Raw genomic sequence first — 24,175 nt, 5'->3', positions numbered from 1 at the left:
ATGATAAGCCTTGAAGAGATTGATCAAGTCGTCCAGTCAGGTCCTTTTGAACCAACCTGGGACTCTCTTAGCCATCAAATCTGTCCAGATTGGTATCGAGATGCCAAATTTGGGATCTTTATCCACTGGGGCGTCTACAGTGTACCTGCCTTCGGTTCAGAATGGTATTCGCGAAATATGTATATCCAAGGCAATCCTTGCTATGACTATCATCGAGAGCATTTCGGAGACCAGGCTAGCTTTGGTTACAAGGATCTCATTCCTCTTTTTACAGCCGATCAATTTGATCCGGCATCTTGGCTGGATCTCTTTCAAAAAGCGGGAGCCCAGTATCTTTTTCCAGTTGCGGAGCACCACGATGGTTTTCAGATGTATGCCTCTACTCTCTCGCCTTATAATAGTTTAGAAATGGGGCCGAGACGAGATGTCTTAGGAGAGCTGAGGGAGGAAGCAGAAAAACGTGGCCTGCACTTCTGTACGTCCTCTCACCGGGCAGAACACCAGTTTTTCTTTTCACATGGCAAGGAATTCACTAGTGACATTCCGCAGGAAGTCCCAAGAGACAGCCTTTATTGGCCAGCCGAGCCAGAGCCCAAGGATCATTTTGATCTGACTTCCAAGCCTTATCCAAGTAAAGAATTCTTGGAAGATTGGCTGTTGCGAACCTGTGAACTGGTGCGGGACTACCAGCCAGAGCTCCTTTATTTTGACTGGTGGATCCAGCATGAGAGTTTCCGTCCCTACTTGATGCGCTTTTTGGCTTATTATTACAATCTAGCAGCACAAGAGGATCGAAAGGTGGCTGTTTGTTACAAACAGGATGCCCTCCCTTTCGGTTCAGGAATCGTTGAGATGGAGCGGGGAGGCTACGGAGAGACGCAAGCCTTTCCGTGGCAAATGGATACCGCAATTGCCCGTAATTCTTGGTGTTATACCCAGGATCTAGCCTACAAGACCAGTAAGGAATTGCTACAAAATTTAGTTGATGTTGTGGCCAAAAATGGCAATCTTCTGCTCAATATTGGACCCAAGGCAGATGGCACGATCCCTGAGCAAGACCAAGACATCCTCACAGAGATTGGGGACTGGCTGGAGGTAAATGGAGAAGCCATTTATCAGAGTCGGCCTTGGCGGGTGTCATCAGACGGACCGACCGAGGCCCGGGAAGGTTCCTTCTCAGACGGGCAAGCGCCACTCTATACCAGCCGAGATTTCCGCTATACCATGCGTGATGGCTTTCTTTATGCTATCCAGCTGGAACCAAGTGGAAGGACGGAAGAGTTGACCTTGCCGTCTCTCGCCTATGACCTCAAGCAACCGAGAATCCTTCATGCGCGCATTCAAAAGCTAGAGCTCCTTGGAGAAAGCCAGCCCCTTTCTTGGAGCCAAGATGAGACAGGGCTCCATCTTCAGTTACCAGCTTGCAGGAAAAAACAACCGCGTGTTTTGCGCCTCAGCTTTTAGTTTTCTTGAAGCTTTCTATAAGGAATCGTTTAGGTTTCTCTTGTATACTGTACTCATCCAATAAGAAATGAGGTACAGAAAATGAAAATCTCAGTTAATTATCCAAAACGCTTTAAGAAATTGCCACAACAAGGTTCTTGTTACGGCGAATAAACACTTCTCTTCATTTTTCATAAGAAACTCCTAAAGAAGGCTCTACCCGAAAGGGTAGAGTTTTTATGTACCAGAGACCTTGTGATTCGTGGTATAATAGGCCTATGGAAAAAAAGAATAAATTACTACTCATCGACGGGTCTTCCGTCGCTTTTCGTGCCTTTTTTGCACTCTATAATCAAATTGACCGTTTCAAAAATGCTAATGGTCTGCATACCAATGCGGTTTATGGCTTTAACCTCATGTTGAGCCATCTCTTAGAGCGCATCCAACCGACCCATGTCCTCGTTGCTTTTGATGCAGGAAAGACGACTTTTCGGACGGAGATGTATGCCGACTACAAAGGGGGCCGTGCAAAAACTCCAGATGAGTTCCGCGAGCAGTTTCCTTTCATTCGTGAGCAACTGGATCATTTGGGAATCCGCCATTATGAGCTGGCCCAGTATGAAGCGGATGATATTATTGGAACACTAGATAAGATGGCAGAAACTACTTCGGTGCCATTTGAAGTCACCATTGTCTCTGGGGATAAGGATTTGATCCAGCTGACAGATGACAATACGGTGGTTGAGATTTCCAAAAAAGGGGTAGCGGAGTTTGAGGAATTCACTCCGGCCTATCTCAAAGAAAAGATGGGGCTGACACCAGAGCAATTTATCGACCTCAAGGCCTTGATGGGAGATAAATCGGATAATATCCCAGGTGTGACTAAGATCGGAGAAAAGACAGGGATCAAACTACTCCTAGAGTATGGCTCTCTCGATGGTATTTACGAGCATATCGATGAGATGAAGGCTTCTAAGATGAAGGAAAACCTCATCAATGACAAGGAGCAGGCCTACCTATCCAAGACTCTCGCAACCATTGATACCAATGCGCCTATTGAAATTGGACTTGACGATATCACCTATACGGGCCCTCATCTAGAAAATCTCGCCAAGTTTTATGAGGAGATGGGCTTCAAGCAACTCCGTCAGGCCTTGGATCTCAGTGGAGAAGAAGCAGCTCCTGTAGCCATTGACTATACAGAAGTCGAGCAAGTCACTTCAGATATGCTCACGGAAGATAGTTTCTTCCATTTTGAGATTTTTGGGGACAATTACCATACGGAACCCATCATCGGTTTTGCATGGGGGACCGAAGGTCAGCTCTACGCGAGTACGGATACTGGTCTTTTACAAACACCGATTTTCAAAGAATTTCTCGAAAAAACGCCCCTCAAGGTCTATGACTTCAAGCGGGCCAAGGTCTTGCTCAGCCACTTGGGCATTTCCCTTCAAAATCCCGCGTTTGACAGTCGATTGGCCAAGTATCTCTTGTCGACCGTAGAGGACAATGAAATTTCAACCATTGCGAGTCTCTATAGTCAGATTGCGCTGCCGCTGGACGAAGTCGTTTATGGCAAGGGAGCCAAAAGAGCTATCCCAGAAAAGGCGGTCCTATTAGAGCATTTGGCACGGAAAGTCGCTGTTCTACTGGATACCGAAGAGCCCATGGTAGAGCAGTTGCAGGCCCATGACCAACTAGATTTGCTCTATGATATGGAGCAACCGCTAGCAGCTGTTTTGGCCAAGATGGAAATCGCGGGGATCAAGGTAGAGCGTCAGACCCTAGAAGACATGCAGGTGGAAAACGAAGTGGTCTTGGAGCGCTTGACTCAAGAAATCTACGAGCTTGCAGGAGAAGAGTTTAATATCAATTCTCCAAAACAATTGGGGGTCATTCTCTTTGAAAAATTGGGACTCCCTCTTGAATATACTAAGAAGACAAAAACCGGCTATTCAACAGCCGTTGATGTCTTGGAACGCCTGGCTCCAATTGCACCGATTGTGTCTAAGATTCTTGAATACCGCCAAATTGCTAAGATCCAGTCGACCTATGTCATCGGTCTTCAAGATTGGATTTTGGAAGATGGGAAGATCCATACCCGCTATGTACAGGATTTGACGCAGACAGGCCGTTTGTCCAGTGTGGATCCCAACCTGCAAAACATTCCTGTCCGTTTGGAACAAGGTCGTCTTATTCGTAAGGCCTTTGTCCCAGAAGAGGAAAACAGTGTCTTGCTGAGTTCGGACTATTCACAAATCGAACTGCGCGTCTTGGCCCATATTTCGGGAGATGAGCATTTGATTGACGCCTTTAAACATGGGGCAGATATCCATACATCGACTGCTATGCGAGTTTTCAATATTGCAAAACCTGAAGATGTGACGCCGAACGACCGTCGCAATGCAAAAGCAGTAAACTTCGGTGTGGTTTATGGAATTTCCGACTTTGGACTGTCTAACAACCTAGGGATCAGTCGAAAAGAAGCCAAGGCTTATATTGAGACCTACTTCGAACGCTACCCTGGCATCAAGGACTATATGGAGAGAGTGGTACGGGAAGCGCGTGATAAAGGCTATGTGGAGACTCTCTTCAAGCGTCGTCGGGAGATTCCAGATATCAATTCTCGCAACTTCAATGTTCGAGGCTTTGCGGAGCGGACAGCTATTAACTCACCGATCCAAGGATCTGCAGCAGACATCTTGAAAATTGCCATGATCCACTTGGACCAAGCGCTAGAAAGAGGAGCATACAAGACCAAGATGCTTCTTCAAGTGCATGATGAAATCGTTCTGCAAGTGCCAAGTGATGAACTGGCAGCGATCAAAGAACTAGTCAAAGAGACCATGGAATCCGCTATCGAACTTGCAGTACCACTGGAAGCCGATGAAAACGAAGGCAAGACATGGTATGAAGCCAAATAAAATTGAGTTTGTTCAAAACAGAAAGCGGTAGGAGACTTTTCAGTTTCCTACCTCTTTTAATGACAAACACTTGCAATGCCTTCCGTATTGTTATACTATTTAAAGAAAGGAAACGCATACAAAAGGAGATTCTTATGGCTTATTCATTTCGCAATCCTAGTGATGGCATTATCAAACATTACCTAGAAACGAGCAAGATCATCGCTGTAGTTGGATTATCTGATCGTGAAGATACGACCAGTCATCGTGTCAGTAAGGAGATGCAAGAGAGGGGCTATCGGATTATTCCTGTTAATCCTCGTGCAGCCGGTGGCCAGATTCTTGGAGAAACGGTGTATGCTAGCTTGCAGGAGATTCCTTTCCCAGTAGATATCGTCGATGTATACCGACGCAGTGAGTTTTTACCAGATGTGGCACGTGATTTTATTGAGACGGATGCGAAAATTTTCTGGGCACAATTGGAGCTGGAAAATCAAGAAGCAGAAGAAATCCTTCGTGGAGCTGGACGAGAAGATATCGTCATGAACCGCTGTATCAAACGGGAACACACCCGACTGATCTTAGGAGACTCCCTATACGGTTTATAAATGATAAACAATTGATCATAGAAGAAAACCCCAGCTTGCTGGGGTTTTCTTCTTACTCTTATTCAGTTTCATGGCTTGAATGGCCTGTAAAATGGCGCGGCCCTTGTTTGATCTGCTTGATTTGATCATAAAAGGCAATTTGGCAGTTGATAAAGTAAGGCATGGTATAAAAGCCGATGACATCGCGCGTGAAGTAATTCAAGAAGTACCAACCAATCAAGGTTAGATCGAGTACCAAGCGATTGCTGCGGAACCCTTTCATGGTTTCACGACTTTGGCGAAGGACTCCAAAGGCTCCCTTGTAGTCGCCGTCTCGTAATTGCTCATAGAGGATCAATTCGACCAAGCTGAGACTGTAGTATTGTGGCAGGTAAAAGAGGAGGCCAATCAGGCCAAGTATGACACCAGCAGTCATCAGAGGCATTTGTTGCATGAGAGATTGGAATTCAGGACTGGAAGCACTCAGAGTGCTAGGGTTGCTCACCTTATCGTAGATCGCTAAAAATCGAATGCTGGCGTAGGTGCTGATGAGACTCCCCACATAGAGGATGAGTCCCCATAAAAAGAGGACGGCTTGCTTCAAGATCAAGGTGGCAAATACAGAGGTAAAGCGATCTTGTTTAAAGATATCTAAGACACGTGTTCGGTGTTCGATCTTGGGATTAATCGTATCTAAATAGCTAAAAGTCGCACCAACCACTAAAATGGAGATGACAAAGGAGACGACAGAAGGAAAGAGTTGCCGCTGGATCATGTAGATACTTGCTTGCTGCAAGGTCATATCCGGTAGTAGATCGACCAGATCTTGCCCGCTTAAGAGAAAGTTAGCAAGAATGGTCAACAGGACCGGAAGAGCAAAAAGGATAGCTAAGCCCGGTTGCTGGACTTGCATGGTACGTGCCCGGAGGCGAATCAATTTAAGGTTCATAGATGACACTCTCTTCATAGTAGTACTTTTTATTATAACATAAGTCCGTGACAGAGCCGGTAAAATTTGGTACAATCGTACAGGTGCTCACAGGAAAACTGTGACAGGAATAAGAAGGCTGGGACTGTTTTTCCCAGTACGGAGGTAACCATGACAGATTCACCGATTCAATATCGATTAATCAAAAAAGAAAAGCATACAGGTGCTCGTCTGGGAGAAATTATCACCCCTCACGGGACCTTCCCAACCCCAATGTTTATGCCTGTAGGGACTCAGGCAACCGTTAAGACCCAATCGCCAGAAGAACTCAAGGAAATGGGTTCCGGCATTATCTTGGCCAATACCTACCATCTCTGGCTTCGTCCCGGGGACGACTTGGTCGCAAAAGCAGGAGGACTGCACCAGTTCATGAACTGGGACCAGCCGATTTTGACAGATAGTGGAGGCTTCCAAGTCTATTCATTAGCGGATACCCGCAACATCACCGAAGAAGGGGTAACCTTTAAAAACCACCTCAACGGCTCGAAGATGTTCCTATCTCCAGAAAAGGCCATCTCCATCCAAAACAATCTAGGAAGCGACATCATGATGTCCTTTGATGAATGCCCTCAGTTCTATCAGCCCTATGATTATGTGAAAAAATCAATCGAACGGACCAGTCGTTGGGCAGAACGTGGCCTAAAGGCTCACCGTCGCCCTCATGATCAAGGTCTTTTCGGGATTGTCCAAGGGGCTGGATTTGAAGACTTGCGCCGTCAGTCTGCTCAAGATTTAGTCAGCATGGACTTCCCAGGCTATTCCATCGGTGGCTTAGCTGTTGGGGAAAGCCATGAAGAGATGAATGCCGTGCTTGATTTCACTACTCCGCTCTTACCAGAAAACAAGCCACGCTATCTCATGGGAGTAGGAGCTCCAGACAGTCTGATTGATGGCGTTATTCGTGGAGTGGACATGTTTGACTGTGTCTTGCCGACGCGGATTGCGCGAAATGGTACCTGTATGACTAGCCAAGGTCGCCTAGTAGTGAAAAATGCGCAATTTGCAGAAGACTTTACACCGCTGGATCCCGAATGTGATTGCTACACTTGTAAGAATTACACCCGAGCTTATCTTCGCCACCTCCTCAAGGCAGATGAGACCTTCGGCATTCGCTTGACCAGCTACCACAACTTGTATTTCTTGATCAGCCTCATGAAGCAGGTCCGTCAAGCCATCATGGATGACAATCTCTTAGAATTCCGTGAGCATTTCGTCGAAAAATATGGCTATAACAAGTCAGGACGGAATTTCTAGGATGGATCGCGAAAGACTATTAGACTCCTTGGTAAAAAAGCTCCAGACAAAAGAATTGCAGACCCTTGGGATCTATGGTCATGGTGGTTCAGGAAAAACAACCTTTACAAAAGCGCTCTGTAAGCGATTGGACCCCACAAAAGTTAATCTTTTAGAGACAGATCCCTATATTATTGGAAAACCAAGAGGATTGGTTGTGCCAAAAGACTTACCGGACCAAAAAGTAACTGCGTGTCTGTCGAGTGCCCATGAATTGGCAAGTTTAGAACGAGATATTCGAGCCCTTCAAGCAGGGATGGATATACGAACGATTGATCAGCCATGGTCTCCAAGCCATATATTATCTGGGAACAAGCCTATTCTCATCGTAGAAGGGATGTCAGTAGCTTTTTTACCAAAATCTTTGTTTGATCAAACCATTTGTTTTTACACAGATGATCTTACGGAGCTAGAAAGACGATTAAGCAGAGACGTTGCCCAACGAAATCGAGAGATAGACTTCATCTATCGAACTCACCAGATCAGGCGAGAACAATACCATCAGTATTATCAACCGATGGAAGGCGAAGCGGATATCCTGGTCAATACATCACAAGATCAATTTTGTATTGAAAAAGAATAGGAAGTTCTACTGAAAAGTAGAACTTTTTTTCTATATAATAGCAACTTTTTTAGCACGCTTTTTCTTTCGAAAACACTTTCATCAAAAAAACGAAAAAAATCTTCTCAAATCCCTTGCATTGGGCCTTTGTTTGTGTTAAACTACTATGGTGCTGTGAAAAACAGCTATTAGCTTTGATGCAAGAGGTTGCGACACGCTCGGTTGCATTGCCACGCAACGCGCGTCGGTTTTCTTGTGGAGCTAGCCTATTATCTTAAATAGACGAAAAGGAGAAAAAGATGGCAAACAAAAAAATCCGCATCCGTTTGAAAGCGTACGAACACCGTACACTTGACACAGCGGCTGCAAAAATCGTAGAATCAGCTACTCGTACAGGTGCACAAGTTGCGGGTCCAATCCCACTTCCAACTGAGCGTAGCCTCTACACAATCATTCGTGCGACTCACAAATACAAAGATTCTCGCGAACAATTCGAAATGCGTACACACAAACGTTTGATCGACATCATCAACCCAACTCAAAAAACAGTTGACGCTTTGATGAAATTGGATCTTCCAAGTGGTGTAAACGTAGAAATCAAACTTTAATCTAAAGCTTGATCCAGAGCATAAAAAACGCTCGTTAAAAACTTTTTGAATAAAAAACTATAGAAAAGGAACTATTTTCTCATGACAAAAGGAATCTTAGGGAAAAAAGTGGGAATGACTCAAATCTTCACTGAAGCTGGCGAATTGATCCCTGTAACAGTTATCGAAGCAACTCCAAACGTTGTTCTTCAAGTTAAAACTGTTGAAACAGATGGTTACAACGCTATCCAAGTTGGTTTCGATGACAAACGCGAAGTATTGAGCAACAAACCTGCTAAAGGACATGTAGCAAAAGCTAACACGGCTCCTAAGCGCTTCATTCGTGAATTCAAAAACGTTGAAGGCTTGGAAGTTGGTGCTGAAATCACAGTTGACACTTTCGAAGCTGGAGACATTGTTGATGTAACTGGTACTTCTAAAGGTAAAGGTTTCCAAGGTGTTATCAAACGCCACGGACAATCACGTGGACCAATGGCTCACGGTTCTCGTTACCACCGTCGTCCAGGTTCTATGGGACCTGTTGCACCTAACCGCGTATTCAAAGGTAAAAACCTTGCAGGACGTATGGGTGGCGATCGTGTAACAATTCAAAACCTTGAAGTTGTACAAGTTGTTCCAGAAAAGAACGTTATCCTTATCAAAGGTAACGTACCAGGTGCTAAGAAATCTCTTATCACTATCAAGTCAGCAGTTAAAGCTGGTAAATAATAAGGAAAGGGGAATACAGTCAAAATGGCAAATGTAACATTATTCGACCAAACTGGTAAACAAGCGGGCGAAGTTGTTCTTAACGATGCGATCTTTGGTATCGAACCAAACCAAGCAGTTGTATTTGATGTGATCATCAGCCAACGTGCTAGCCTTCGTCAAGGAACTCATGCAGTTAAAAACCGTTCAGCCGTTTCAGGTGGCGGACGCAAACCATGGCGTCAAAAAGGAACTGGACGTGCTCGTCAAGGTTCTATCCGCTCTCCACAATGGCGTGGTGGTGGAATCGTCTTCGGACCAACTCCACGTAGCTATGCGTACAAACTTCCTCAAAAAGTTCGTCGCCTTGCACTTAAATCTGTTTACTCAGAAAAAGTTGCTGAAAACAAATTTGTAGCCGTTGATTCTCTTGAATTTACAGCTCCAAAAACTGCTGAATTTGCAAAAGTTCTTGCAGCTTTGAGCATCGATTCTAAAGTCCTTGTTATTCTTGAAGAAGGAAACGAATTCGCAGCTCTTTCAGCTCGTAACCTTCCAAACGTGAAAGTTGCGACTGCTACAACTGCAAGTGTTCTTGACATCGCAAATAGTGACAAACTTCTTGTTACTCAAGCAGCTATCTCTAAAATCGAGGAGGTTCTTGCATAATGAATTTGTATGATGTTATCAAAAAACCTGTTATCACTGAAAAGTCAATGGCTCAACTTGAAGCAGGCAAATATGTATTCGAAGTTGACACTCGCGCTCACAAACTTTTGATCAAACAAGCTGTTGAAGCTGCGTTTGAAGGTGTAAAAGTTGCGAATGTGAACACTGTAAACGTAAAACCTAAAGCAAAACGCGTTGGACGTTACACTGGTTTTACTTCAAAAACTAAAAAAGCTATCATCACGCTTGCAGCTGATTCTAAAGCAATCGAGTTGTTTGCTACTGAAGCTGAATAATCTAAGGAGGAAATATCGTGGGAATTCGTGTTTATAAACCAACAACAAACGGTCGCCGTAATATGACTTCTTTGGATTTCGCTGAAATCACAACAAACACACCTGAGAAAACTTTGCTTGTTTCTCTTAAAAACAAAGCAGGTCGTAACAACAACGGTCGTATCACTGTTCGTCACCAAGGTGGTGGACACAAACGTCATTACCGTTTGATCGATTTCAAACGTAACAAAGATGGAGTTGAAGCAGTCGTTAAAACGATCGAATACGATCCAAACCGCTCAGCTAACATCGCGCTTGTACACTACACTGACGGTGTGAAAGCTTACATCATTGCCCCTAAAGGTCTTGAAGTAGGACAACGCATTGTATCAGGACCAGAAGCAGATATCAAAGTCGGAAATGCTCTTCCACTTGCTAACATCCCAGTTGGTACTTTGATCCACAACATCGAATTGAAACCTGGTAAAGGCGGAGAATTGGTACGTGCTGCTGGAGCTTCTGCTCAAGTATTGGGTTCTGAAGGTAAATATGTACTTGTTCGTCTTCAATCAGGCGAAGTTCGTATGATTCTTGGAACTTGCCGTGCTACAGTTGGTGTTGTCGGAAATGAACAACATGGACTTGTTAACCTTGGTAAAGCGGGACGTAACCGCTGGAAAGGTGTTCGCCCTACAGTTCGTGGTTCTGTAATGAACCCGAATGATCACCCACACGGTGGTGGTGAAGGTAAAGCACCAGTTGGACGTAAAGCGCCATCTACTCCTTGGGGTAAACCTGCGCTTGGTCTTAAAACTCGTAACAAGAAAGCGAAATCTGACAAACTTATCGTTCGTCGTCGCAACCAAAAATAATCATAAGCAACTAGCTTACACTTTCCGCCAGCTCGGTAGCGCTGCCTAGCAGCGCAAGCCGCTGTGGTACTAAATTTTAAAGGAGAAAATTACAAAATGGGACGTAGTCTTAAAAAAGGACCTTTCGTCGATGAGCATTTGATGAAAAAAGTTGAAGCTCAAGCAAACGACGAAAAGAAAAAAGTAATTAAAACTTGGTCACGTCGTTCAACGATCTTCCCAAGTTTCATCGGATACACTATCGCAGTTTATGATGGACGTAAACATGTACCTGTTTACATCCAAGAAGACATGGTAGGTCACAAGCTTGGTGAATTTGCACCAACTCGTACTTACAAAGGTCACGCGGCAGACGACAAGAAGACACGTAGAAAATAAGGAGAACATAAATGGCAGAAATTACTTCAGCTAAAGCAATGGCTCGTACAGTGCGTGTTTCACCTCGTAAATCACGTCTTGTTCTTGACAACATCCGTGGTAAAAGCGTAGCCGATGCCATCGCTATTTTGACATTCACACCAAACAAAGCTGCAGGGATCATCCTTAAAGTGTTGAACTCAGCAGTAGCAAACGCTGAAAACAACTTTGGTTTGGAAAAAGCTAACTTGGTAGTATCTGAAGCATTCGCAAACGAAGGACCAACAATGAAACGTTTCCGTCCACGTGCGAAAGGTTCAGCTTCACCAATCAACAAACGTACAGCTCACATCACAGTAGCTGTTGCAGAAAAATAAGGAGGTAAACTCGTGGGTCAAAAAGTACATCCAATTGGTATGCGTGTTGGTATCATCCGTGATTGGGATGCCAAATGGTATGCTGAAAAAGAATACGCGGATTACCTTCATGAAGATCTTGCAATCCGTAAATTCATTCAAAAAGAATTGGCTGACGCAGCCGTTTCAACTATTGAAATCGAACGCGCAGTAAACAAAGTTAACGTTTCTCTTCACACTGCTAAACCAGGTATGGTTATCGGTAAAGGTGGAGCAAACGTTGATGCACTTCGTGCAGCTCTTAACAAATTGACTGGTAAACAAGTACACATCAACATCATTGAGATCAAACGTCCTGACTTGGATGCTCACCTTGTTGGTGAAGGAATCGCTCGTCAATTGGAACAACGTGTTGCTTTCCGTCGTGCACAAAAACAAGCGATCCAACGTGCTATGCGTGCTGGAGCTAAAGGAATCAAAACTCAAGTATCAGGTCGTTTGAACGGAGCAGATATTGCCCGTGCAGAAGGATACTCTGAAGGAACTGTTCCACTTCACACACTTCGCGCTGATATCGATTACGCTTGGGAAGAAGCAGACACTACTTACGGTAAACTTGGTGTTAAAGTATGGATCTACCGTGGTGAAGTTCTTCCAGCTCGTAAAGACGCTAAAGGAGGTAAATAACCAATGTTAGTACCTAAACGTGTAAAACACCGTCGCGAATTCCGTGGTAAAATGCGCGGTGAAGCAAAAGGTGGAAAAGAAGTAGCATTCGGTGAATACGGTCTTCAAGCTACAACTAGCCACTGGATCACAAACCGTCAAATCGAAGCTGCTCGTATCGCCATGACTCGTTACATGAAACGTGGTGGTAAAGTTTGGATTAAGATTTTCCCACACAAATCATACACCGCTAAAGCTATCGGGGTACGTATGGGATCTGGTAAAGGGGCTCCTGAAGGTTGGGTAGCACCAGTTAAACGTGGTAAAGTGATGTTCGAAATCGCTGGTGTATCTGAAGAGATCGCACGCGAAGCACTTCGTCTTGCTAGCCACAAATTGCCAGTTAAAACTAAATTTGTGAAACGTGAAGCAGAATAAGGAGAGGTCATGAAACTTACAGAAGTAAAAGAATTTGTTAAAGAACTTCGTGGTCTTTCTCAAGAAGAACTCGCGAAGCGTGAAAATGAATTGAAGAAAGAATTGTTTGAACTTCGTTTCCAAGCAGCTGCTGGTCAATTGGAACAAACTGGACGTTTGAAAGAAGTGAAAAAACAAATCGCTCGTATCAAAACTGTTCAATCAGAAGCTAAATAATAGACTAGGGAAGGAGAATTTCAATGGAACGCAATAATCGTAAAGTTCTTGTTGGACGCGTTGTGTCTGACAAAATGGACAAAACAATCACAGTTGTAGTTGAAACTAAACGTAACCACCCAGTCTATGGTAAACGTATCAACTATTCTAAAAAATACAAAGCTCATGATGAAAACAATGTTGCTAAAGAAGGCGATATCGTTCGTATCATGGAAACTCGTCCGCTTTCAGCTACAAAACGCTTCCGTCTTGTAGAAGTCGTTGAAAAAGCGGTCATCATCTAATCATACCTGAAAGGAGAAAACGTAAATGATTCAAACAGAAACTCGTTTGAAAGTCGCTGACAACAGTGGCGCACGCGAAATCTTGACGATCAAAGTTCTTGGTGGTTCAAAACGTAAATTCGCGAGCATCGGTGATGTAATCGTTGCATCTGTAAAACAAGCTACTCCTGGTGGTGCGGTTAAGAAAGGTGACGTTGTAAAAGCTGTTATCGTTCGTACTAAATCAGGTGCTCGTCGTAAAGATGGTTCATACATCAAGTTCGACGAAAATGCAGCAGTGATCATCCGTGACGACAAAACTCCTCGCGGAACTCGTATCTTTGGCCCAGTTGCACGTGAATTGCGTGACGGTGGATTCATGAAGATCGTATCACTTGCTCCAGAAGTACTTTAATCAATAAAAAAACAAACACAGTCCCCTGGCTCAGCCAGGGTGCCCATCGGGCGTAAGAATAAAAGGAGAATAAAATGTTTGTAAAAAAAGGCGACAAAGTTCGCGTTATCGCTGGTAAAGACAAAGGCGTAGAAGCTGTTGTTCTTACTGCTCTTCCAAAAGTAAATAAAGTTGTTGTAGAAGGTGTAAACATCATCAAGAAACACCAACGTCCAAATAACGAAAACCCTCAAGGTGCAATCGTTGAAAAAGAAGCTCCAATCCATGCTTCTAACGTTCAAGTTTTGGACAAAAACGGTGTTGCTGGACGTGTTGGCTACAAATTTGTAGACGGCAAAAAAGTTCGCTACAACAAAAAATCAGGCGAAGTGCTTGACTAATCACGAAGGAAAGGAGAAGTATAATGGCTAATCGTTTAAAAGAAAAATACCTTAATGAAGTAGTACCATCATTGACTGAACAGTTCAACTATTCATCAGTTATGGCTGTGCCAAAAGTTGATAAAATCGTTTTGAACATGGGTGTCGGTGATGCAGTATCAAATGCTAAAAACCTTGAAAAAGCTGCTGAAGAGCTTGCTTTGATCTCAGGTCAAAAACCATTGATCACTAAGGCTAAAAAATCAATCGCCGGCTTCCGTCTTCGTGAAGGTGTTGCGATCGGTGCAAAAGTTACCCTTCGTGGTGAACGTATGTACGAATTCTTAGATAAATTGGTAACAGTTTCACTTCCACGTGTACGTGACTTCCATGGTGTTCCAACAAAATCATTTGATGGACGCGGAAACTACACACTTGGTGTGAAAGAACAATTGATCTTCCCAGAAATCAACTTTGATGATGTTGATAAAACTCGTGGTTTGGATATCGTAATCGTAACTACAGCGAACACAGACGAAGAATCACGTGCATTGCTTACTGGCCTCGGAATGCCGTTTGCAAAATAATATAGGAGGTAAAACTAATGGCTAAAAAATCTATGATTGCTAAGAACAAACGCCCAGCGAAGTTCTCTACTCAAGCATACACTCGCTGTGAACGTTGTGGACGTCCACACTCAGTTTACCGCAAGTTTAAACTTTGCCGTGTTTGCTTCCGTGAATTGGCATACAAAGGTCAAATCCCAGGTGTCACAAAAGCATCTTGGTAATTCTATGATACAAAGACCGTAACAACCCCAGCAAAAATAGGAGATTTGGTGACGGAGCGAAGCTCCGAATTCAATCGATCTTTTTTGCCCAGGTTGTAGCTCGTGTTCAAATGAGTATATTCTCGTTTGCATGTATCAAAACTTTCTGAGCCTAGCTCAATCATTAACTAGCAAGTGCAACTTGCAAACTACTAGTAAGAGGAGAAATTATAATGGTTATGACTGACCCAATCGCAGACTTCCTTACACGTATTCGTAACGCTAACCAAGCAAAACACGAAGTACTTGAAGTACCTGCATCAAACATCAAAAAAGGGATTGCTGAAATCCTTAAACGCGAAGGTTTTGTAAAAAACGTTGAATTCATCGAAGATGACAAACAAGGCATCATCCGTGTATTCTTGAAATACGGACAAAATGGTGAAAAAGTTATCACAAACTTGAAACGTGTATCTAAACCAGGTTTGCGTGTTTACAAAAAACGTGAAGATCTTCCAAAAGTTCTTAACGGACTTGGAATTGCTATCCTTTCAACTTCTGAAGGTTTGCTTACTGATAAAGAAGCGCGCCAAAAGAATGTTGGTGGGGAAGTTATCGCTTACGTTTGGTAAAATCAAGATACAAAGCTCGTAAAGAACAAAGCAAAATTAGGAAGTTGGAGCAGTTTGTTGACAAACAAGCCAACTTATCTATTTTGCACAGTCCTTAGAGCGTGTTCAGTTCAGCTCTTGAACTAAATAAGTATCTTAAACCCCGTGAAAACTGGCCTGCAAAGGTCTGACAATTTAACAGGAGAATAGAAAACATGTCACGTATTGGTAATAAAGTTATCGTGTTGCCTGCTGGTGTTGAACTCACTAACAATGACAACGTTGTAACTGTAAAAGGACCTAAAGGAGAACTTACTCGTACGTTCTCAAAAGATATTGAAATCCGTGTGGAAGGTACTGAAGTAACGCTTCACCGTCCAAACGATTCAAAAGAAATGAAAACAATCCACGGAACAACTCGTGCCCTTTTGAACAACATGGTTACTGGTGTATCAGAAGGATTCAAGAAAGAACTTGAAATGCGCGGGGTTGGATACCGTGCACAACTTCAAGGATCAAAACTTGTTTTGGCTGTTGGTAAATCACACCCAGACGAAGTTGAAGCTCCAGAAGGAATTACTTTTGAACTTCCAAACCCAACAACAATCGTTGTTAGCGGAATTTCAAAAGAAGTAGTTGGTCAAACAGCTGCTTATGTACGTAGCCTTCGTTCACCTGAACCATACAAAGGTAAAGGGATCCGTTATGTTGGTGAATACGTTCGCCGTAAAGAAGGTAAAACAGGTAAATAATGTAGTTTGGTTGTTTTTCAACCAAACTTCATCTTACCAACTCAGTGCTTAGCACATGATTTTAAAATTAAGAGGTGAAAATTGTGATTTCGAAACCAGATAAAAACAAAATCCGTCAAAAACGCCACCGTCGCGTTCGCGGAAAACTCTCTGGAACTGCTGATCGCCCACGTTTGAACGTATTCCGTTCTAATACAGGCATCTACGCTCAAGTAATTGATGACGTAGCGGGTGTAACGCTCGCAAGCGCTTCAACTCTTGACAAAGAAGTTTCAAAAGGAACTAAAACTGAACAAGCCGTTGTTGTCGGCAAACTTGTTGCTGAACGTGCAGTTGCTAAAGGTATTTCTGAAGTGGTGTTCGACCGCGGTGGATATCTATATCACGGACGTGTTAAAGCTTTGGCTGATGCAGCTCGTGAAAACGGATTGAAATTCTAATAGGAGGACACTAGAAAATGGCATTTAAAGATAATGCAGTTGAACTTGAAGAACGCGTAGTTGCCATCAACCGTGTTACAAAAGTTGTTAAAGGTGGACGTCGTCTTCGTTTTGCAGCTCTTGTAGTTGTTGGTGACCGTAATGGCCGTGTTGGATTTGGTACTGGTAAAGCTCAAGAAGTTCCAGAAGCAATCCGTAAGGCTGTTGAAGATGCTAAGAAAAACTTGATCGAAGTTCCTATGGTTGGAACAACAATTCCACACGAAGTAACATCAGTATTTGGTGGAGCTCGTGTATTGTTGAAACCAGCTATCGAAGGGGCTGGGGTTGCTGCAGGTGGTGCAGTTCGTGCCGTTGTCGAATTGGCAGGTATTGCAGATGTTACATCTAAATCACTTGGATCAAACACTCCAATCAACATCGTTCGTGCAACTGTTAACGGTTTGGCACAATTGAAACGCGCTGATGAAGTTGCTGCCCTTCGTGGTATTTCAGTTTCTGACTTAGCTTAAGAAAGGAGATTCAAATGGCTCAAATTAAAATTACTTTGACTAAGTCTCCAATCGGACGCATCCCGTCACAACGTAAAACTGTTGTAGCACTTGGACTTGGCAAATTGAACAGCTCTGTTATCAAAGAAGATAACCCAGCAGTACGTGGTATGATCACTGCTGTATCTCACTTGGTAACAGTTGAAGAAGTAAAATAATCTATTTAAAATAGAAACAAAGTTTTCAGGGGTATGAGAAGTTCTCATCCCCTAGAACTAAATATAAGTATAGGCGAGTTTGTAGTTAGGACACCTTTTCCTGATTACATGCGTTAGCAATTTACAAAAGAGGAGAAAATAAATAATGAAACTTCATGAATTACAACCTGCTACAGGTTCACGTAAAGTCCGCAACCGTGTTGGTCGTGGTACTTCATCTGGTAATGGTAAAACTTCTGGCCGTGGCCAAAAAGGTCAAAAAGCTCGTAGCGGTGGCGGTGTACGTCTTGGTTTTGAAGGTGGACAAACTCCATTGTTCCGTCGTCTTCCAAAACGTGGATTTACAAACATCAACGCTAAAGAATATGCTATTGTGAACCTTGATCAATTGAACGCCTTTGAAGATGGTGCTGAAGTAACTCCAGTAGTACTTGTAGAATCAGGAATTGTAAAAGCTGAAAAATCAGGTATCAAAATTCTTGGTAACGGAGAATTGACTAAGAAGTTGACTGTTAAAGCAGCTAAATTCTCTAAATCAGCTGAAGAAGCTATCACTGCTAAAGGTGGTTCAGTTGAAGTCATCTAAGTGAGGTGACCTATGTTTTTTAAATTATTAAAAGATGCATTTAAGGTAAAACAAGTTCGGTCGAAGATTTTATTTACCATCTTCATCATTCTTGTTTTCCGCATTGGAACCACGATTACAGTACCTGGTGTAAATGCGAAAATTCTGAATAACCTTCAAGATGTGTCCTTCTTGAACATGCTCAGTTTAGTATCTGGGAATGCTATGAGGAACTTCTCAGTTTTCGCATTAGGGGTTAGCCCATACATCACAGCTTCGATCGTCGTGCAACTTTTGCAAATGGATCTGTTACCTAAGTTTGTTGAATGGGGCAAACAAGGAGAAGTTGGTCGAAGAAAGCTCAACCAAGCAACACGCTATATTTCTTTGGTCCTAGCTTTTGTTCAATCCATTGGGATTACAGCGACCTTCCACACCTTGTCTCAGGCAAAATTAGTTGCAACTCCCAATACCAAGACCTATCTGTTAATCGGTGCAATTCTGACAACCGGTTCCATGATTGTGACTTGGCTTGGAGAACAAATCACAGATAAAGGGTACGGAAATGGTGTTTCAATGATTATCTTTGCGGGAATTGTGTCATCAATTCCTGAGATGATTAAAGAAATCTATGAAAATGCATTTGTGAACGTACGTTCTGGTCAAATGACTAATTCCCTTATTTTTGTTGGGGTATTAATCCTCGCTGTCTTGGTTATTGTTTACTTTACAACTTTTGTAGAGCAAGCACAATACAAGATTCCAATCCAATATACTAAGATTGCTCAAGGAGCTCCATCAAGTTCTTACCTTCCTTTAAAAGTAAACCCAGCAGGAGTTATTCCTGTCATCTTCGCTAGTTCGATTACAGCAGCACCTGCTGCCATTTTCCAAGTAATTAGCGCTATGGGTTACAATGCAGGATGGGTGAAAACAGCCCAAGCCATGTTGGCTACAAACACACCAACTGGTGTCGCTATGTATGCCTTATTGATCATTCTCTTCACGTTCTTCTACACGTTTGTTCAGATCAATCCTGAAAAAACAGCAGAAAACCTTCAAAAGAGTGGTGCCTATATCCCAGGTGTTCGCCCTGGTAAGGGAACAGAAGAGTTTATGTCTCGTTTGCTACGTCGTTTAGCAAGCGTCGGATCAGTATTCCTTGGCTTTATTACCATCATTCCAATCTTAGCCAGAGATTTATTTGGTTTGACAGATGCAGTTGCTCTTGGAGGAACGAGTTTGTTAATCATTATTTCAACAGGTATTGAAGGAATGAAACAATTAGAAGGCTATTTATTAAAACGTAAGTATGTCGGATTTATGGACACAACAACAGAATAGAATAAGGTTGACTTTGTCAGCCTTCTATTTTGTTTTTAAATGGAAATAGGAATTCGCTCCTGCTTCCATTTAAAAACAAAATAAGGAGGATTCATCATGAATCTTTTAATTATGGGATTGCCTGGAGCAGGTAAGGGGACCCAAGCGGTGAAAATCGTTGAAGAGTTTCACGTAGCGCATATCTCTACCGGCGATATGTTCCGCGCAGCAATGGCTAACCAAACTGAAATGGGTGTATTGGCAAAATCATTCATCGACAAAGGTGAATTGGTGCCAGATGATGTGACAAACGGGATTGTAAAAGAACGTTTGGCTCAAGACGACATTAAGGAAAAAGGATTCCTTTTGGATGGTTTTCCTCGCACGATCGAACAAGCTTATGCCTTGGATCAAATCTTGGTTGATCTTGGTTTGGAGCTTGAGGGAGTAATCAATATCGAAGTGGATCCATCTTGCCTTCTTGAACGCTTGAGTGGTCGTATTATTCACCGCGAAACAGGTGAAACTTACCATAAAGTATTCAACCCACCAGCTGACTACAAGGAAGAAGACTATTACCAACGTGAAGATGACAAACCAGAAACAGTGAAACGCCGCTTGGATGTAAATATTGCTCAAGGTGAGCCGATTCTTGCTCATTATCGTGGAAAAGGATTGGTACATGATATTGAGGGAAATCAAGACATCAACGACGTCTTCAAAGATATCCAAAAAGTCTTAGAGAATTTGAAATAAAAACGTTTTAGTCACTTGCAATATTTGACAACAAGTGTTACAATTAGTTAGTCTGACTTATAATTGTTACCTCTGTGCTCAGAGGAATGAATCGAAATTTATGGAGGTACTTTTGCGTGGCAAAAGACGATGTGATTGAAGTAGAAGGCAAAGTAGTCGATACAATGCCGAATGCTATGTTTACGGTTGAACTTGAAAATGGACATCAGATTTTAGCAACAGTTTCTGGTAAAATTCGTAAAAACTATATTCGTATTTTAGCGGGAGATCGTGTTACAGTGGAGATGAGTCCGTACGATTTGACACGTGGACGTATCACATACCGCTTTAAATAATCGAAAAACTTGGAGGGATAAAAATGAAAGTAAGACCATCGGTCAAACCAATTTGCGAATACTGTAAAGTAATTCGTCGTAATGGTCGTGTTATGGTAATTTGCCCAGCAAATCCAAAACACAAACAACGTCAAGGATAAGATAGAAAGGAGAAAACATGGCTCGTATTGCTGGAGTTGACATTCCAAATGACAAACGTGTAGTAATTTCATTGACTTATGTGTACGGTATCGGACTTCCAACATCTAAGAAAATCCTTGCTGCTGCAGGTGTTTCTGAAGATATTCGTGTTCGTGATCTTACACCAGATCAAGAAGATGCTATCCGTCGTGAAGTTGACGCAATCAAAGTTGAAGGTGACCTTCGTCGTGAAGTAAACTTGAACATCAAACGTTTGATGGAAATCGGTTCATACCGTGGTATCCGTCACCGTCGTGGACTTCCAGTTCGTGGACAAAACACTAAAAACAATGCTCGCACTCGTAAAGGTAAAGCTGTTGCGATTGCAGGTAAGAAAAAATAAAATAAAATAAGGAGGTAAAAATCTTGGCTAAACCAACACGTAAACGTCGTGTGAAAAAGAATATCGAATCTGGTATTGCTCATATTCACGCTACATTTAACAACACAATTGTTATGATTACTGATGTGCATGGTAACGCAATCGCTTGGTCATCTGCAGGTGCACTTGGATTTAAAGGTTCTCGTAAATCTACACCATTTGCTGCTCAAATGGCATCAGAAGCTGCTGCAAAAGCTGCGCAAGAACACGGACTTAAATCTGTTGAAGTAACTGTTAAAGGTCCTGGTTCAGGTCGTGAGTCTGCTATTCGTGCACTTGCTGCTGCTGGTCTTGAAGTAACTGCAATCCGCGATGTAACTCCTGTACCACACAATGGTGCTCGTCCTCCAAAACGTCGCCGTGTATAATCATCAACAATTACACAGCTTTTCGTTTAAGAGGGAGTATAGCAAATGATTGAGTTTGAAAAACCAAATATAACAAAAATTGATGAAAATAAAGATTATGGCGTGTTTGTCGTAGAACCACTTGAACGTGGCTATGGTACAACACTTGGAAACTCACTTCGTCGTGTACTTCTAGCTTCACTTCCAGGTGCGGCTGTTACTTCAATCAATATTGAAGGTGTACTCCACGAATTTGATACGGTTCCAGGAGTCCGTGAAGACGTTATGCAAATTATTCTTAACGTTAAAGGAATCGCCGTTAAATCTTACGTCCAAGACGAAAAGATTATTGAACTTGATGTAGAAGGACCAGCAGAAGTAACTGCCGGTGACATTCTTACGGATAGTGACATCGAAATTGTAAACCCTGATCATTATCTATTTACGATCGGAGAAGGAGCATCTTTGAAAGCGATGCTTACTGTAAACAGTGGACGTGGCTATGTTCCAGCTGATCAAAACAAAAAAGATGATGCACCAGTGGGAACACTTGCTGTAGATTCAATCTATACGCCAGTGACAAAAGTCAATTACCAAGTTGAACCAGCTCGCGTTGGTAGCAACGATGGATTTGACAAGCTAACCCTTGAAATTTTGACAAATGGGACTATTATTCCAGAAGATGCCTTAGGTTTGTCTGCCCGTATTTTGACAGAACACCTAAATCTATTTACAAACTTAACTGAAATTGCTATTGCAACAGATGTTATGAAAGAAGTAGATACAACTTCTGATGATCGCATTTTAGAACGTACAATCGAAGAATTAGATCTTTCAGTTCGTTCATATAACTGTTTGAAACGTGCTGGCATCAATACTGTTTACGATTTGACTGAAAAATCAGAAGCAGAAATGATGAAAGTTCGTAACTTAGGACGTAAGAGTCTTGAAGAAGTTAAAATCAAACTTGCCGACTTAGGCCTTGGGTTAAAAAACGATAAATAGAGGAGGAATACATGGCTTACCGTAAACTAGGACGCACTAGCTCACAACGTAAAGCAATGCTTCGCGATTTGACTACAGATCTTATCATCAATGAAGCAATTGTAACAACTGAAGCACGTGCGAAAGAAATCCGTAAATCAGTTGAAAAAATGATTACTTTGGGTAAACGTGGTGATTTGCATGCACGTCGTCAAGCTGCTGCATTCGTACGTAACGAAGTTGCATCACAAAACTTTGATGAAGAAACAGGTAAATACTCAGAAACAACTGCACTTCAAAAATTGTTCTCTGAATTAGCACCTCGTTATGCTGAGCGCAATGGTGGATATACTCGTATCCTTAAAACTGAACCACGTCGTGGTGATGCTGCGCCAATGGCTATCATCGAATTGGTATAATATCATCAATTTTGTTGAGTGTTATGATGATGGAATACACTGTTATTCTTAGTCTAGCTCTGGTCTACCGCTGGGGATTTTCCCCAGCGGGAACACTCATCATATTGAATGAATGGTAGACGCTTGTTTACGAAATTGCTTTAACTTAAAACAATTTCGTAAGCAGGCGTTTTGTCTTGCTTTTCATAAGTAGTCGAGAATAGCAAAAAATGATATAATGGAACCCATATCTCCAATAGAAGAAAAAGGATTCAATGACAAAACAACAAGCAATTAAATTACTAAAAGAGAAGTACCTCAGTAATATGAAAGAGGATTCAGAGCTCTTTGTCGGAGTTGAATTAGAGTTTCCGATTGTAGAAATAAATGGAAATAAAACCAATATAGAGGTGACGAAAAATCTTTTTAGAACCTTAGCAAACTCATTAGATTTTGAAGTCGAAAAAATGGATGACGATCAAAATCCAATTCAATTGGTTCACTGCCCTTCCAAAGATCGTATTCTATTCGAGCTAAGTTACAATACGATTGAATTTGCATTTGAAAAGGCTCATTCTATAGATGAGGTGGCAGAACGCTTTGAAGCCTATTTAAAGATCATTCAACCGATTTTGCAAGAAGACCACCACGAAATTCAAGGGCATGGGATCCATCCACAGTGGCAAAAAAATGATAATAGCCCAGTAAAAATTGAACGATACAAGATGTTAATGGCTTTCCTAGCAATGAATGGCACAGGGATGAAAACACACCCCTATCCTTCATACGGAGCTTTTATATGCGGGAACCAACTTCAATTGGATGTACGCCGTGATAACTATATACGAGTCATTAATGCATTTAATAAAATTGAAGCAGCCAAAGCATACTTATTCTCAAACTCAGAATTTTCAGCAGAGGCTTGGGATACAAAGATTACGAGAGATATTTTTTGGGAAGAATCCTTACATGGTTATTATAAGGAGAATGTAGGTGTTTATCCTAAGGACTACCAAAGCGAAGAAGAGTTTTTTAATAATCTTGCTAGCACAGCTATTTTTACTGCAACTAGAGACGATCAATCCTATTATTTTAAACCTATTCGAGTAAAAGACTATCTAGATCAAAAAGAAATTACAGCCTATACGGCTGATGGTAATGAAAAAATCATTAGACCTGTAAAAGAAGACCTAAAACAACATCGAAGTTACCAATTTCAGGATCTCACTGCCCGTGGGACAGTAGAATTTAGAAGTGTTTGTACTCAACCATTAGAAACAACCTTTGCACCGATAGCTTTTGAACTTGGCCTATTTGTACAGTTAGAAAACTTGGAAAACTATTTAGAACATTGTTCATTTCTCAAAAATGAAAAACAGGACTATAGAAAACTTAGAAAGAAATATTCAAAGAAAATTCTAAGCGAAAAGGAAGAAGAAACTATCCAATCCTTTTCAAAAGATCTAATAGACATAGCCAGAGCAGGATTGATCAAAAGAGGCTACGGGGAAGAAACATTTCTAATTATCAACAAAGAACTGAATTGATAGAAAAGCCTGTATTACAGGCTTTTCTTCACACCTTCAAGAAAACTTTCAAAAAAGTAAAATTTTTTGAGAAAAAGTATTGACAGTAAGTCCAGGTCATGATATACTAATATAGTTGTC

Annotated in this window: 36 protein-coding genes; 35 read left to right on the top strand and 1 reads right to left on the bottom strand. The window is 42.1% G+C overall.

Annotation, left to right across the window (positions count from 1 at the left end; all coding sequences use genetic code 11):
• From ADI76_RS05565 to ADI76_RS05555, 3 genes are all read left to right on the top strand, one after another.
• The gene (locus ADI76_RS05565; RefSeq protein ID WP_049515056.1) at positions 1-1,464 is read left to right on the top strand and encodes an alpha-L-fucosidase; all 1,464 of its coding nucleotides are present in this window, start codon (positions 1-3) and stop codon (positions 1,462-1,464) included.
• 257 nt (positions 1,465-1,721) lie between these two features.
• Complete coding sequence (polA, locus tag ADI76_RS05560; protein ID WP_049515055.1) at positions 1,722-4,367, top strand: DNA polymerase I; 2,646 nt, start codon at positions 1,722-1,724, stop codon at positions 4,365-4,367.
• A gap of 134 nt (positions 4,368-4,501) precedes the next feature.
• Complete coding sequence (locus ADI76_RS05555; RefSeq protein ID WP_021154247.1) at positions 4,502-4,954, top strand: CoA-binding protein; 453 nt, start codon at positions 4,502-4,504, stop codon at positions 4,952-4,954.
• Positions 4,955-5,012: 58 nt separating this feature from the next.
• Here the strand turns inward: ADI76_RS05555 and ADI76_RS05550 are convergent, their stop codons facing one another.
• The gene (locus ADI76_RS05550) at positions 5,013-5,882 is read right to left on the bottom strand and encodes a DUF975 family protein (RefSeq protein WP_049515054.1); all 870 of its coding nucleotides are present in this window, start codon (positions 5,880-5,882) and stop codon (positions 5,013-5,015) included.
• A 150-nt stretch (positions 5,883-6,032) separates the two neighbouring features.
• Here ADI76_RS05550 and tgt point away from each other — a divergent pair, with 150 nt between their 5' ends.
• The 32 genes from tgt (at position 6,033) to ADI76_RS05395 (ending at position 24,055) form a co-directional block, all read left to right on the top strand.
• On the top strand, positions 6,033-7,175 hold the full coding sequence (tgt, locus tag ADI76_RS05545; protein WP_049515053.1) for a tRNA guanosine(34) transglycosylase Tgt: 1,143 nt from the start codon (positions 6,033-6,035) through the stop codon (positions 7,173-7,175).
• Between the two features lies 1 nt (position 7,176).
• Positions 7,177-7,797: a uridine kinase family protein gene (locus tag ADI76_RS05540; RefSeq protein ID WP_049515052.1), complete on the top strand. Its 621-nt coding sequence runs from the start codon at positions 7,177-7,179 to the stop codon at positions 7,795-7,797.
• A gap of 278 nt (positions 7,798-8,075) precedes the next feature.
• On the top strand, positions 8,076-8,384 hold the full coding sequence (gene rpsJ, locus ADI76_RS05535; protein ID WP_003009585.1) for a 30S ribosomal protein S10: 309 nt from the start codon (positions 8,076-8,078) through the stop codon (positions 8,382-8,384).
• 81 nt (positions 8,385-8,465) lie between these two features.
• Entirely contained in the window at positions 8,466-9,092 is a 627-nt protein-coding gene (gene rplC, locus ADI76_RS05530; RefSeq protein ID WP_003010846.1) for a 50S ribosomal protein L3, read from the top strand.
• Positions 9,093-9,116: 24 nt separating this feature from the next.
• A complete protein-coding gene (gene rplD / locus ADI76_RS05525) occupies positions 9,117-9,740 on the top strand; it encodes a 50S ribosomal protein L4 (protein WP_003009591.1) in 624 nt (207 codons plus the stop codon).
• On the top strand, positions 9,740-10,036 hold the full coding sequence (locus ADI76_RS05520; protein ID WP_003009593.1) for a 50S ribosomal protein L23: 297 nt from the start codon (positions 9,740-9,742) through the stop codon (positions 10,034-10,036). Before rplD ends, ADI76_RS05520 begins: the two co-directional genes overlap by 1 nt.
• Before the next feature lie 17 nt (positions 10,037-10,053).
• Entirely contained in the window at positions 10,054-10,887 is an 834-nt protein-coding gene (rplB, locus tag ADI76_RS05515) for a 50S ribosomal protein L2 (RefSeq protein ID WP_000512900.1), read from the top strand.
• A gap of 96 nt (positions 10,888-10,983) precedes the next feature.
• The gene (rpsS, locus tag ADI76_RS05510) at positions 10,984-11,265 is read left to right on the top strand and encodes a 30S ribosomal protein S19 (protein WP_000533766.1); all 282 of its coding nucleotides are present in this window, start codon (positions 10,984-10,986) and stop codon (positions 11,263-11,265) included.
• A gap of 11 nt (positions 11,266-11,276) precedes the next feature.
• A complete protein-coding gene (rplV, locus tag ADI76_RS05505; protein WP_000818139.1) occupies positions 11,277-11,621 on the top strand; it encodes a 50S ribosomal protein L22 in 345 nt (114 codons plus the stop codon).
• A 12-nt stretch (positions 11,622-11,633) separates the two neighbouring features.
• Positions 11,634-12,287 carry a 30S ribosomal protein S3 gene (gene rpsC / locus ADI76_RS05500; RefSeq protein WP_003002336.1) on the top strand — a complete coding sequence of 218 codons (654 nt, stop codon included), beginning with the start codon at positions 11,634-11,636 and terminating at the stop codon, positions 12,285-12,287.
• A 3-nt stretch (positions 12,288-12,290) separates the two neighbouring features.
• Positions 12,291-12,704: a 50S ribosomal protein L16 gene (gene rplP / locus ADI76_RS05495; protein WP_000960947.1), complete on the top strand. Its 414-nt coding sequence runs from the start codon at positions 12,291-12,293 to the stop codon at positions 12,702-12,704.
• A 9-nt stretch (positions 12,705-12,713) separates the two neighbouring features.
• Positions 12,714-12,920, top strand: coding sequence for a 50S ribosomal protein L29 (rpmC, locus tag ADI76_RS05490; protein WP_003002350.1), 207 nt, complete (start codon positions 12,714-12,716; stop codon positions 12,918-12,920).
• A 23-nt stretch (positions 12,921-12,943) separates the two neighbouring features.
• A complete protein-coding gene (rpsQ, locus tag ADI76_RS05485; protein ID WP_003009600.1) occupies positions 12,944-13,204 on the top strand; it encodes a 30S ribosomal protein S17 in 261 nt (86 codons plus the stop codon).
• A gap of 25 nt (positions 13,205-13,229) precedes the next feature.
• A complete protein-coding gene (rplN, locus tag ADI76_RS05480) occupies positions 13,230-13,598 on the top strand; it encodes a 50S ribosomal protein L14 (protein WP_003002384.1) in 369 nt (122 codons plus the stop codon).
• A gap of 74 nt (positions 13,599-13,672) precedes the next feature.
• Complete coding sequence (rplX, locus tag ADI76_RS05475) at positions 13,673-13,978, top strand: 50S ribosomal protein L24 (protein WP_003002315.1); 306 nt, start codon at positions 13,673-13,675, stop codon at positions 13,976-13,978.
• 23 nt (positions 13,979-14,001) lie between these two features.
• Positions 14,002-14,544 carry a 50S ribosomal protein L5 gene (rplE, locus tag ADI76_RS05470; protein WP_003009606.1) on the top strand — a complete coding sequence of 181 codons (543 nt, stop codon included), beginning with the start codon at positions 14,002-14,004 and terminating at the stop codon, positions 14,542-14,544.
• A gap of 17 nt (positions 14,545-14,561) precedes the next feature.
• Positions 14,562-14,747: a type Z 30S ribosomal protein S14 gene (locus tag ADI76_RS05465; protein WP_001085699.1), complete on the top strand. Its 186-nt coding sequence runs from the start codon at positions 14,562-14,564 to the stop codon at positions 14,745-14,747.
• Positions 14,748-14,959: 212 nt separating this feature from the next.
• Positions 14,960-15,358, top strand: coding sequence for a 30S ribosomal protein S8 (rpsH, locus tag ADI76_RS05460; protein ID WP_003010897.1), 399 nt, complete (start codon positions 14,960-14,962; stop codon positions 15,356-15,358).
• 194 nt (positions 15,359-15,552) lie between these two features.
• Positions 15,553-16,089, top strand: a complete 537-nt coding sequence (gene rplF, locus ADI76_RS05455; RefSeq protein WP_049492183.1) for a 50S ribosomal protein L6 — start codon at positions 15,553-15,555, stop codon at positions 16,087-16,089.
• Positions 16,090-16,172: 83 nt separating this feature from the next.
• A complete protein-coding gene (gene rplR / locus ADI76_RS05450) occupies positions 16,173-16,529 on the top strand; it encodes a 50S ribosomal protein L18 (RefSeq protein ID WP_003010871.1) in 357 nt (118 codons plus the stop codon).
• Positions 16,530-16,546: 17 nt separating this feature from the next.
• Positions 16,547-17,041: a 30S ribosomal protein S5 gene (rpsE, locus tag ADI76_RS05445; RefSeq protein WP_003009617.1), complete on the top strand. Its 495-nt coding sequence runs from the start codon at positions 16,547-16,549 to the stop codon at positions 17,039-17,041.
• Between the two features lie 14 nt (positions 17,042-17,055).
• On the top strand, positions 17,056-17,238 hold the full coding sequence (gene rpmD / locus ADI76_RS05440) for a 50S ribosomal protein L30 (protein ID WP_002894509.1): 183 nt from the start codon (positions 17,056-17,058) through the stop codon (positions 17,236-17,238).
• A 145-nt stretch (positions 17,239-17,383) separates the two neighbouring features.
• Positions 17,384-17,824 carry a 50S ribosomal protein L15 gene (gene rplO, locus ADI76_RS05435; protein WP_003002405.1) on the top strand — a complete coding sequence of 147 codons (441 nt, stop codon included), beginning with the start codon at positions 17,384-17,386 and terminating at the stop codon, positions 17,822-17,824.
• Between the two features lie 12 nt (positions 17,825-17,836).
• Positions 17,837-19,147 carry a preprotein translocase subunit SecY gene (gene secY / locus ADI76_RS05430; protein ID WP_023920186.1) on the top strand — a complete coding sequence of 437 codons (1,311 nt, stop codon included), beginning with the start codon at positions 17,837-17,839 and terminating at the stop codon, positions 19,145-19,147.
• Positions 19,148-19,243: 96 nt separating this feature from the next.
• A complete protein-coding gene (locus ADI76_RS05425) occupies positions 19,244-19,882 on the top strand; it encodes an adenylate kinase (protein WP_049515051.1) in 639 nt (212 codons plus the stop codon).
• A gap of 116 nt (positions 19,883-19,998) precedes the next feature.
• Positions 19,999-20,217, top strand: a complete 219-nt coding sequence (gene infA, locus ADI76_RS05420) for a translation initiation factor IF-1 (protein ID WP_001029883.1) — start codon at positions 19,999-20,001, stop codon at positions 20,215-20,217.
• A 23-nt stretch (positions 20,218-20,240) separates the two neighbouring features.
• Positions 20,241-20,357, top strand: a complete 117-nt coding sequence (gene rpmJ, locus ADI76_RS10920; protein WP_001808836.1) for a 50S ribosomal protein L36 — start codon at positions 20,241-20,243, stop codon at positions 20,355-20,357.
• 17 nt (positions 20,358-20,374) lie between these two features.
• Positions 20,375-20,740 (top strand): 30S ribosomal protein S13, encoded by a 366-nt coding sequence (gene rpsM, locus ADI76_RS05415; protein ID WP_003009631.1) that lies wholly within the window; start codon positions 20,375-20,377, stop codon positions 20,738-20,740.
• Positions 20,741-20,763: 23 nt separating this feature from the next.
• A complete protein-coding gene (rpsK, locus tag ADI76_RS05410) occupies positions 20,764-21,147 on the top strand; it encodes a 30S ribosomal protein S11 (RefSeq protein WP_003002390.1) in 384 nt (127 codons plus the stop codon).
• A 45-nt stretch (positions 21,148-21,192) separates the two neighbouring features.
• Positions 21,193-22,131: a DNA-directed RNA polymerase subunit alpha gene (locus tag ADI76_RS05405; protein WP_049515050.1), complete on the top strand. Its 939-nt coding sequence runs from the start codon at positions 21,193-21,195 to the stop codon at positions 22,129-22,131.
• Between the two features lie 11 nt (positions 22,132-22,142).
• Positions 22,143-22,529 carry a 50S ribosomal protein L17 gene (rplQ, locus tag ADI76_RS05400; RefSeq protein WP_003002399.1) on the top strand — a complete coding sequence of 129 codons (387 nt, stop codon included), beginning with the start codon at positions 22,143-22,145 and terminating at the stop codon, positions 22,527-22,529.
• 254 nt (positions 22,530-22,783) lie between these two features.
• Positions 22,784-24,055, top strand: coding sequence for a glutamate-cysteine ligase family protein (locus ADI76_RS05395; RefSeq protein ID WP_049515049.1), 1,272 nt, complete (start codon positions 22,784-22,786; stop codon positions 24,053-24,055).
• Positions 24,056-24,175: the final 120 nt, after the last annotated feature.

Origin of the sequence: Streptococcus parasanguinis (assembly GCF_001074805.1) — a bacterium.
In the GTDB taxonomy this organism is placed as follows: Bacteria; Bacillota; Bacilli; order Lactobacillales; family Streptococcaceae; genus Streptococcus; species Streptococcus parasanguinis_A.
This window is presented reverse-complemented; position numbering and strand designations above follow the sequence as displayed.

Excerpts from the sequence above, each read along its gene's own strand:
- ADI76_RS05565 (WP_049515056.1), top strand. The coding sequence starts at position 1 with ATGATAAGCCTTGAAGAGATTGATCAAGTCGTCCAGTCAGGTCCTTTT.
- polA (WP_049515055.1), top strand. The coding sequence starts at position 1,722 with ATGGAAAAAAAGAATAAATTACTACTCATCGACGGGTCTTCCGTCGCT.
- ADI76_RS05555 (WP_021154247.1), top strand. The coding sequence starts at position 4,502 with ATGGCTTATTCATTTCGCAATCCTAGTGATGGCATTATCAAACATTAC.
- ADI76_RS05550 (WP_049515054.1), bottom strand. The coding sequence starts at position 5,882 with ATGAACCTTAAATTGATTCGCCTCCGGGCACGTACCATGCAAGTCCAG.
- tgt (WP_049515053.1), top strand. The coding sequence starts at position 6,033 with ATGACAGATTCACCGATTCAATATCGATTAATCAAAAAAGAAAAGCAT.
- ADI76_RS05540 (WP_049515052.1), top strand. The coding sequence starts at position 7,177 with ATGGATCGCGAAAGACTATTAGACTCCTTGGTAAAAAAGCTCCAGACA.
- rpsJ (WP_003009585.1), top strand. The coding sequence starts at position 8,076 with ATGGCAAACAAAAAAATCCGCATCCGTTTGAAAGCGTACGAACACCGT.
- rplC (WP_003010846.1), top strand. The coding sequence starts at position 8,466 with ATGACAAAAGGAATCTTAGGGAAAAAAGTGGGAATGACTCAAATCTTC.
- rplD (WP_003009591.1), top strand. The coding sequence starts at position 9,117 with ATGGCAAATGTAACATTATTCGACCAAACTGGTAAACAAGCGGGCGAA.
- ADI76_RS05520 (WP_003009593.1), top strand. The coding sequence starts at position 9,740 with ATGAATTTGTATGATGTTATCAAAAAACCTGTTATCACTGAAAAGTCA.
- rpsS (WP_000533766.1), top strand. The coding sequence starts at position 10,984 with ATGGGACGTAGTCTTAAAAAAGGACCTTTCGTCGATGAGCATTTGATG.
- rplV (WP_000818139.1), top strand. The coding sequence starts at position 11,277 with ATGGCAGAAATTACTTCAGCTAAAGCAATGGCTCGTACAGTGCGTGTT.
- rplP (WP_000960947.1), top strand. The coding sequence starts at position 12,291 with ATGTTAGTACCTAAACGTGTAAAACACCGTCGCGAATTCCGTGGTAAA.
- rpmC (WP_003002350.1), top strand. The coding sequence starts at position 12,714 with ATGAAACTTACAGAAGTAAAAGAATTTGTTAAAGAACTTCGTGGTCTT.
- rpsQ (WP_003009600.1), top strand. The coding sequence starts at position 12,944 with ATGGAACGCAATAATCGTAAAGTTCTTGTTGGACGCGTTGTGTCTGAC.
- rplN (WP_003002384.1), top strand. The coding sequence starts at position 13,230 with ATGATTCAAACAGAAACTCGTTTGAAAGTCGCTGACAACAGTGGCGCA.
- rplX (WP_003002315.1), top strand. The coding sequence starts at position 13,673 with ATGTTTGTAAAAAAAGGCGACAAAGTTCGCGTTATCGCTGGTAAAGAC.
- rplE (WP_003009606.1), top strand. The coding sequence starts at position 14,002 with ATGGCTAATCGTTTAAAAGAAAAATACCTTAATGAAGTAGTACCATCA.
- ADI76_RS05465 (WP_001085699.1), top strand. The coding sequence starts at position 14,562 with ATGGCTAAAAAATCTATGATTGCTAAGAACAAACGCCCAGCGAAGTTC.
- rpsH (WP_003010897.1), top strand. The coding sequence starts at position 14,960 with ATGGTTATGACTGACCCAATCGCAGACTTCCTTACACGTATTCGTAAC.
- rplF (WP_049492183.1), top strand. The coding sequence starts at position 15,553 with ATGTCACGTATTGGTAATAAAGTTATCGTGTTGCCTGCTGGTGTTGAA.
- rpsE (WP_003009617.1), top strand. The coding sequence starts at position 16,547 with ATGGCATTTAAAGATAATGCAGTTGAACTTGAAGAACGCGTAGTTGCC.
- rpmD (WP_002894509.1), top strand. The coding sequence starts at position 17,056 with ATGGCTCAAATTAAAATTACTTTGACTAAGTCTCCAATCGGACGCATC.
- rplO (WP_003002405.1), top strand. The coding sequence starts at position 17,384 with ATGAAACTTCATGAATTACAACCTGCTACAGGTTCACGTAAAGTCCGC.
- secY (WP_023920186.1), top strand. The coding sequence starts at position 17,837 with ATGTTTTTTAAATTATTAAAAGATGCATTTAAGGTAAAACAAGTTCGG.
- ADI76_RS05425 (WP_049515051.1), top strand. The coding sequence starts at position 19,244 with ATGAATCTTTTAATTATGGGATTGCCTGGAGCAGGTAAGGGGACCCAA.
- rpmJ (WP_001808836.1), top strand. The coding sequence starts at position 20,241 with ATGAAAGTAAGACCATCGGTCAAACCAATTTGCGAATACTGTAAAGTA.
- rpsM (WP_003009631.1), top strand. The coding sequence starts at position 20,375 with ATGGCTCGTATTGCTGGAGTTGACATTCCAAATGACAAACGTGTAGTA.
- ADI76_RS05405 (WP_049515050.1), top strand. The coding sequence starts at position 21,193 with ATGATTGAGTTTGAAAAACCAAATATAACAAAAATTGATGAAAATAAA.
- rplQ (WP_003002399.1), top strand. The coding sequence starts at position 22,143 with ATGGCTTACCGTAAACTAGGACGCACTAGCTCACAACGTAAAGCAATG.
- ADI76_RS05395 (WP_049515049.1), top strand. The coding sequence starts at position 22,784 with ATGACAAAACAACAAGCAATTAAATTACTAAAAGAGAAGTACCTCAGT.